6 protein-coding genes and 1 pseudogene are annotated in these 6,322 nt (G+C 68.5%); 1 reads left to right on the top strand and 6 read right to left on the bottom strand.

Annotation, left to right across the window (positions count from 1 at the left end; translation table 11 throughout):
- Positions 1-289: 289 nt before the first annotated feature.
- Genes RWO33_RS18515 through yidD form a run of 3 tightly spaced genes read right to left on the bottom strand, consistent with a single transcriptional unit; the run spans position 290 to position 2,737 of the window.
- On the bottom strand, positions 290-1,135 hold the full coding sequence (locus tag RWO33_RS18515; protein WP_314106705.1) for a M23 family metallopeptidase: 846 nt from the start codon (positions 1,133-1,135) through the stop codon (positions 290-292).
- Positions 1,135-2,481 (bottom strand): dihydroorotase, encoded by a 1,347-nt coding sequence (locus RWO33_RS18510; RefSeq protein WP_314106704.1) that lies wholly within the window; start codon positions 2,479-2,481, stop codon positions 1,135-1,137. Before RWO33_RS18510 ends, RWO33_RS18515 begins: the two co-directional genes overlap by 1 nt.
- Position 2,482: 1 nt before the next feature.
- A complete protein-coding gene (gene yidD / locus RWO33_RS18505; protein WP_145480080.1) occupies positions 2,483-2,737 on the bottom strand; it encodes a membrane protein insertion efficiency factor YidD in 255 nt (84 codons plus the stop codon).
- A gap of 248 nt (positions 2,738-2,985) precedes the next feature.
- Between yidD and dksA the strand changes: the two genes are divergently transcribed.
- Complete coding sequence (gene dksA, locus RWO33_RS18500; protein ID WP_314106702.1) at positions 2,986-4,224, top strand: RNA polymerase-binding protein DksA; 1,239 nt, start codon at positions 2,986-2,988, stop codon at positions 4,222-4,224.
- Between the two features lie 111 nt (positions 4,225-4,335).
- Here dksA and RWO33_RS18495 read toward each other — a convergent pair whose 3' ends face one another.
- The 3 genes and pseudogenes from RWO33_RS18495 to RWO33_RS18485 form a co-directional block, all read right to left on the bottom strand.
- Positions 4,336-5,589, bottom strand: coding sequence for an MFS transporter (locus tag RWO33_RS18495; protein ID WP_314106700.1), 1,254 nt, complete (start codon positions 5,587-5,589; stop codon positions 4,336-4,338).
- Complete coding sequence (locus RWO33_RS18490; protein ID WP_145480086.1) at positions 5,586-6,029, bottom strand: SufE family protein; 444 nt, start codon at positions 6,027-6,029, stop codon at positions 5,586-5,588. The genes RWO33_RS18495 and RWO33_RS18490 overlap by 4 nt, the downstream gene beginning before the upstream one ends.
- Positions 6,030-6,102: 73 nt before the next feature.
- A pseudogene (locus tag RWO33_RS18485) lies at positions 6,103-6,322 on the bottom strand (cysteine--tRNA ligase); the annotation flags it as partial.

The raw sequence follows: 6,322 nt of genomic DNA, 5'->3' as shown, positions 1-6,322 counted from the left end.
CAGCAGGCCTGGGCGCATGGTCGCGAGCTCAAGGCCACCCCGGTACGCACGCTGCTGCGCACCTGGTGGGCCGCGCGCGGGTGACGTGCCGTGGGCCGGCGGCGCGGGGCGTGACCCGCTGTCGGTAGGGTCGGTTCCCAAACGACTGCCGACCCTGATGATCGGCGCTGGGACGCATGACCTGTGCCGGAGAGGCGCCTTCGTTTCAGGTCATGCGTTACCGGATGTTGCTTCCGTCGCGCATTTCATCATGTCACCGGCGATCAGCCGGTCACTCCCGCGTTTCAGGTTACTTCCCGCGTTCCAGCACCAGCAGCGGGTCGATGCGGGTGTCGAACCAGTTCATGCCCCAATGCAGGTGCGGGCCGGTCGCGCGACCGGTGGCGCCCACCGCGGCAATCACCTGGCCCTGCTCGACCCGGTCGCCGACCTTCACGTCGATCCGCGACAGGTGCAGAAAATTCGAGCTGATCCCGAAGCCGTGGTCGAGCAGCAGGGTGCCGCCGGTCAGGTACAGGTCCGGGCCGGCAAACGTCACCACGCCGGCGGCCGGCGCCTTCACCGGCGTCCCGGTCGGCACCGCGATATCCATCCCCGAATGCCCGGAACCCGGCTGCCCGTTGTACACCCGCGCATTGCCGAAGCGCCCGCTGATCCGCCCCTGCACCGGCCAGATGAAGGCCTGGGCGAAATCGGCGCGGTTGTCGTCGCGCGCACGGGCAGCAGTGACCTGCGCCTGTTCGCGTTTGATCCGCTCGGCAATCGCCGGCGGCGGATTCACGGTCTTGGGCGGCACGCCGTTGACGCGCTCCACCGGCCAATCACGCGGGGTCACCGCGATGCTCACCGTTTCGCTGCCGCCATCGGGGCGCTGCACCTGGACCTGCAGCGGGCCTTTCTCATCGCGCCCGATCCCGAACACCACGCTGCCGTAACCGCTCACCCGCAGCGTGCGGCCGGCGTACTGCACCACGCTGCCGGCCGGCACCTTGCCGATCACCATCGCACCCTGCGACGCGCTGGCCGGGAACACCACGCGCGCGTCGGCCTGGGCCTGGGCGGGCGAGGGCAGCAGGCCGACCACGGCCACCGGGGCCAGGGCCAGCAGGCCCAGGCCCAACACGGTTGCCCGCATCAGCGGTCGTAGCTCATGCGCTGGCCATTCGGCGCGCCCACCAGCTGGGTGCCATCCCAGGCCAGCTGGCCGTTGACCCAGGTCGAGGCCACGCGCGAACGGAAGGTCATGCCTTCGAACGGCGACCAGCCGCACTTGGACAGCACGTCTTCACGCTTGACCGTGAACGGCACGTCTTCCACCAGCACCAGGTCGGCCCAGTAGCCTTCGCGCAGGAAGCCGCGCTGGCTCACATCGAACAGCTGCGCCGGTGCGTGCGCGAACTTCTGCACCACCTGGGTGATCTCCAGCTTGCCTTCGTGCACCAGCTCCAGCGCGGCGACGAGGGCGTACTGCACCAGCGGCAGGCCGGACGGCGCCTGGGCGTAGGGCTTCTGCTTCTCTTCCCAGGTATGCGGGGCGTGGTCGGTGGCGAGCACGTCGATGACGTTGTTGGCCACGGCCTGGGTCAGCGCTTCGCGGTCGCTCACTTCCTTGATCGCCGGGTTGCACTTGATCAGGTTGCCCAGCCGCGCGTAGTCGGTGCGGTCGAAGCGCAGGAAGTGGATGCAGGTTTCGGCGGTGATCTGCTTGCGGCTGCCATCGGCGCGGACCAGCGGCCCCTGCTCGAACAGCTTCAGCTCGTCGGCGGTGGAGATGTGCAGCACGTGCAGGCGGGTGCCGTGCTTCTTCGCCAGTGCGACGGCCAGCTCGGACGACTTCAGGCAGGCCTCGCGCGAGCGGATGTCCGGGTGCTGTTCGGCGCTCAGTGCATCGCCATACTTTTCGGCGTACTCCCTGGCCTTGGCGTCGATCATCGGGGTGTCTTCGCAGTGCGTGATGATCGGCGTGGGCGCGTACTTGAAGATCGCGTCCAGGGTTTCCGGGTTGTCCACCAGCATGTTGCCGGTGGATGCGCCCATGAACACCTTGATGCCGGGCGAGGTTTTCGGATCGACGACCTTGATGTCGGCCAGGTTGTCGTTGCTGGCGCCCATGTAGAAGCCGTAGTTGGCACGGGCGCGGCCGGCGGCGGCGTCGTACTTGGCCTGCAGGGCGGCCGCGTTGAGGGTCGGCGGGTTGGTGTTGGGCATGTCCATGAAGCTGGTCAGGCCCCCGGCCACGGCGGCGGCCGATTCGGTGGCGATGTCGCCCTTGTGGGTCAGGCCGGGCTCGCGGAAGTGGACCTGGTCGTCGATCATCCCGGGCAGCAGCCAGCGCCCGGCGGCGTCCACCACGATGTCGCCGTCCTGCGGCTGCAGGCCGGTGCCGATCTGGGCGATGCGTCCGTTGTCGATGCGCAGGTCGCCGTGGACGATGCGACCTTCGTTGACCATGCGGGCGTTGACGATGAGCGTGGAGGACATTTCAGTGTTTTCCTGTGCAGCGGCAGTCGGCGTGCGCGGTGCGCGGCGGCACCTCGTCCACGCCACCGGGATGGAAGGGATGGCAGCGCCCGAGCCGGCGGGCAGCCAGCCAGCTGCCACGCGCGGGCCCATGCGTGGCGATGGCCTGCATGGCGTATTCAGAACAGCTGGGCATGAAGCGGCAGCGCGGCCCGAGCAGGGGGCTGATGAAGCGCTTGTAGAAGCGCAGCAGGGCGATGAGCAGGTGGGAGATCACCCCCCAATCTTAGAGCAGTTGGCATGAAGGCCGCATTTGTCGCAGGATGGGGTGTTGGACCCGTCCGCGCGCAGGCGCGGCGGGCGGCCCCGGCGCCTGCGCCGGGTCAGGTTCCGAACTGTGCAGCTCGGGAACCCCTGCCATGCTCCAGGCCTGAACGGAGCAGGTGGAGAGGTTGCTGCTGCTGGTCGGGTAGGCTATAAAGGCCCGCTTTCCCGGGCCCCGGGGAAACCAAGGAAGAGCGTTTCGTGGCTGCTAAAAAAACTGCAAAGAAGGCCGTCAAGGCCGCCAAGAAAGTCGCCAAGCCTGTTGCAAAGAAGTTGGCGGCCAAGCCCGTTGCCAGGAAGCCGGCTGCGAAGTCGGCCGGCAAGTCCACATCCAGACCACCGGCGGCCAGGACGGCACCCGTGAAGAAGTCGGCGACCAAGGCGCCGGCGAAGAAGGCGGTCGCCACCAAGCCGGTCGCCAAGGCGCCGGTGAAAAAGGCGGCGACCAAGCCAGTGGCCAAGCCGGCGGTCAAGAAGGCCGTCGCGAAGAAGCTGCCTGCAAAGAAGGTCGTGGCGAAGAAGGCTGCGCCGACCAAGCCGGTCGCGAAGGCGGCCCAGGCGCCAGTGAAGAAGGCGCCGGCAAAGAAATCGATCACGCCGGCGGCGAAGCCCGCGCCGGTGAAGAAAGCGGCTGCCAAGCCTGCACCGGCCAAGCCGGCCAGCAAGCCCGTGGCACCCAAGCCGGCTGCCAAGCCGGTTGCAGCACCCGTAGTGAAGTCCGCACCGAAGCCGGCACCGCCGGCGCCGGCCAAGTCTGTCCCGGCCAAGGCCGCGGCCAAGCCTGCTCCTGCTCCGGCCGCTGCGCCGAAGCCGGCGGCGGCAGCCCCCGCGTCGAAGGCCCCGCAAAACAAGAATCCCGTGCCCGTTTCGAAATCGCCTGCAAAAACTCCCGTGAAATCCGAATCCGCTCCCAAGCCCGTGTCGCGTCCGGTTGGCAAGGTCGCCGTGGCCGTGGCCGCCCGTTCTGCGGCACCCGCTCCGCGTACCAAGGTGAAAGTGGTGGAATACAAGACCGACGAGGCCACTGGCCGTCCGATCCTGCCGGCCGGCTACAAGCCGAGCGCGGAAGAGGAGTACATGAGCCCGCTGCAGCTGGAGTATTTCCGCCAGCGCCTGCAGCAGTGGCGCACCGACCTGGTCGAAGAATCCAAGCAGACCATCGAGAACCTGCGCGAGGAAGTGCGTGACATCGGCGATGAAGCCGAGCGTGCGACGCGCGAAACGGAAAACTCGCTGGAACTGCGTACCCGCGACCGTTACCGCAAGCTGATCGGCAAGATCGAAAGCACGCTGAAGCGGCTGGAAGCGGGTGACTACGGTTACTGCGTGGACACCGGTGAGGAAATCGGCCTGGACCGCCTCGAGGCGCGCCTGACCGCTGAACGCACCATCGACGCACAGGAACGTTGGGAACACCTGCAGAAGCAGCAGGGCGAGTGATCGCTGGTTGCTGATGGAAGCAAAAAACCCGGCCTCGGCCGGGTTTTTTGTTGGGACTGCCCGCCGCCCGCCCCCACACAGGGTCGTGTGCGGTTGGGAGAAGCAGCCGCTCTACTGCAGGTCGCGCAGGTTCAATCGGCGCAGGGTCGGGTTCTTCCAGGCGGTGATGCCAGCCACGCTGAGGACTGCGAAACCGCCCAGGACGACGGCCGGGACCAGGCCGAGCAGCTTGGCCATGGTGCCGGCGTAGAACGCGCCGAGTTCGTTGGAGGAGCTGATGAAGATGCCGTTGATCGACGACACCCGTCCGCGCATTTCCTCGGGGGTGGCCAGCTGCAGGATCGTAGAGCGGATCACCACCGACACGCCGTCGAAGGCGCCGTAGAACAGCAGGATCACCGCCGACAGCCAGAAGCTGTGCGACAGCCCGAAGCCGATAACGCACAGCCCGAACCCGGCCACGGCGATCAGCAGCACGCGGCCGGCGTGCTGCTGCAGCGGATGCCGCGCCAGCCACAGGCCGACGCACACCGAGCCCAGCGCCGGCGCGGCGCGCAGGATGCCGAGGCCTTCCGGGCCGTGGTGCAGGATCTCGTGCAGGAACGCCGGCAACATCGCCACCACGCCGCCGAGCAGTACCGAGAACATATCCAGCGCCATCGCCCCGACCATGATCCGGTTGCCCAGCACGAAGCGGCCGCCCTCGGCGATGCTCTTGAAGATCGGCGCCGCCGGGCCGGTGTGGACCGGCTCGGACACCCGCAGCATGGCCAGGCAGCCCAGCGCCGCGAGCGCTGCCACCACCGCCACGCCGTAGGCCAGGCTCTTGCCGCCCCAGGCCACCAGCAGCCCGCCCAGTGCCGGGCCCACCACCATGCCGGCCTGGAACACCACCGAGCCCAGCCCCGCGCCGCGCGCGAACTGGTGCCGTTCCAGCACCCGCGCGAACAGCGCGTTGTAGATCGGCGACAGGAACGCGCGGACCATGCCGGTCATCGCCACCGCCGCGTAGATCGGCCAGATCCCGTGGAACGGCAGCCAGCCTTCGGCCACCGCGGTCAGCACCAGCGCGGTCAGCACCAGTCCGCTGCAGGCCACCATGCCCAGCCGTCGGCGTGGCAGGTGGTCCACCAGGTAGCCGGCGAACGGCGCCACGCAGAAGAATGGCAGCACTTCCGCCAGGCCCACCAGGCCGAGCGAGAACGGGTTGCGGGTGACCTCGTAGATATGCCAGCCGACCGTCACCGCGACGATCTGGTAGGACAGCATCGCCAGGATCCGGTAGGCCAGCAGCAGTGCGAAGCCGGGGCGGGCCAGCAGGCCGAGCGCGCGCTCGGCGGGCTCGGCAGGGACGGGCGGACTCACGGCGCCGACTGCGCCTGCGCGGTCTCACGGATGAAGGCCAGCATGGCCGCCACGCCGTTGCTGCGGGTCGGCGACAGATGGCGCGACAGCCCGATGTCCTGGATGTAGGTCGGCTCGGTGGCCAGGATCTCGGCCGCCGAGCGTCCGGAATACACCCGCAGGGCCAGGTAGATCAGCCCGGAGACGATCGCCGAGTCGCTGATCGCATGGAAGCGCAGCGTGTCCGCGTTGCCTTCCGGCACGATCCACACCATCGACTGGCAGCCGAGCAGCCGATGCTCCTCCGTCTTCCACGCGTCCGGGAACGCGGGCAGCTTGCGGCCCAGGTCGATCAGGTACTGGTAACGCTCGGACCAGTCGCCGAAGAAGGCGAATTCGTCGGCAATGGCGGCCTGCGCTTCGGCGGCGGTGGGTTCAATCGGGAACGGGGAATCGATCACATCACTCTCTACGTTTGTCACGGAACGCCGGGCCAGCCCGACGGTAGCGCCCGACCGTGGGTCGGGCGGCCTTTCAACGCCTGCGCGACCAGCGCACGCCCTGCGCGGTGTCTTCCAGCACGATGCCTTCCTCGTCCAGCTGCCGGCGCAGGGCGTCGGCACGGGCGAAGTCGCGGGCGGTCTTGGCCGCGCTGCGTTCGTCGATCAGCGCCTGGATGCGGGCGTCGTCGCCGGCATCGCCGCCATCGGTGCCGAACCACGCGGCCGGGTCCTGCTGCAGCAGCCCCAGCGCC

This window comes from uncultured Stenotrophomonas sp., from assembly GCF_963519925.1.
GTDB lineage: Bacteria > Pseudomonadota > Gammaproteobacteria > Xanthomonadales > Xanthomonadaceae > Stenotrophomonas > Stenotrophomonas maltophilia_AE.
This window is presented reverse-complemented; position numbering and strand designations above follow the sequence as displayed.

Excerpts from the sequence above, each read along its gene's own strand:
- RWO33_RS18510 (WP_314106704.1), bottom strand. The coding sequence starts at position 2,481 with ATGTCCTCCACGCTCATCGTCAACGCCCGCATGGTCAACGAAGGTCGC.
- RWO33_RS18515 (WP_314106705.1), bottom strand. The coding sequence starts at position 1,135 with ATGCGGGCAACCGTGTTGGGCCTGGGCCTGCTGGCCCTGGCCCCGGTG.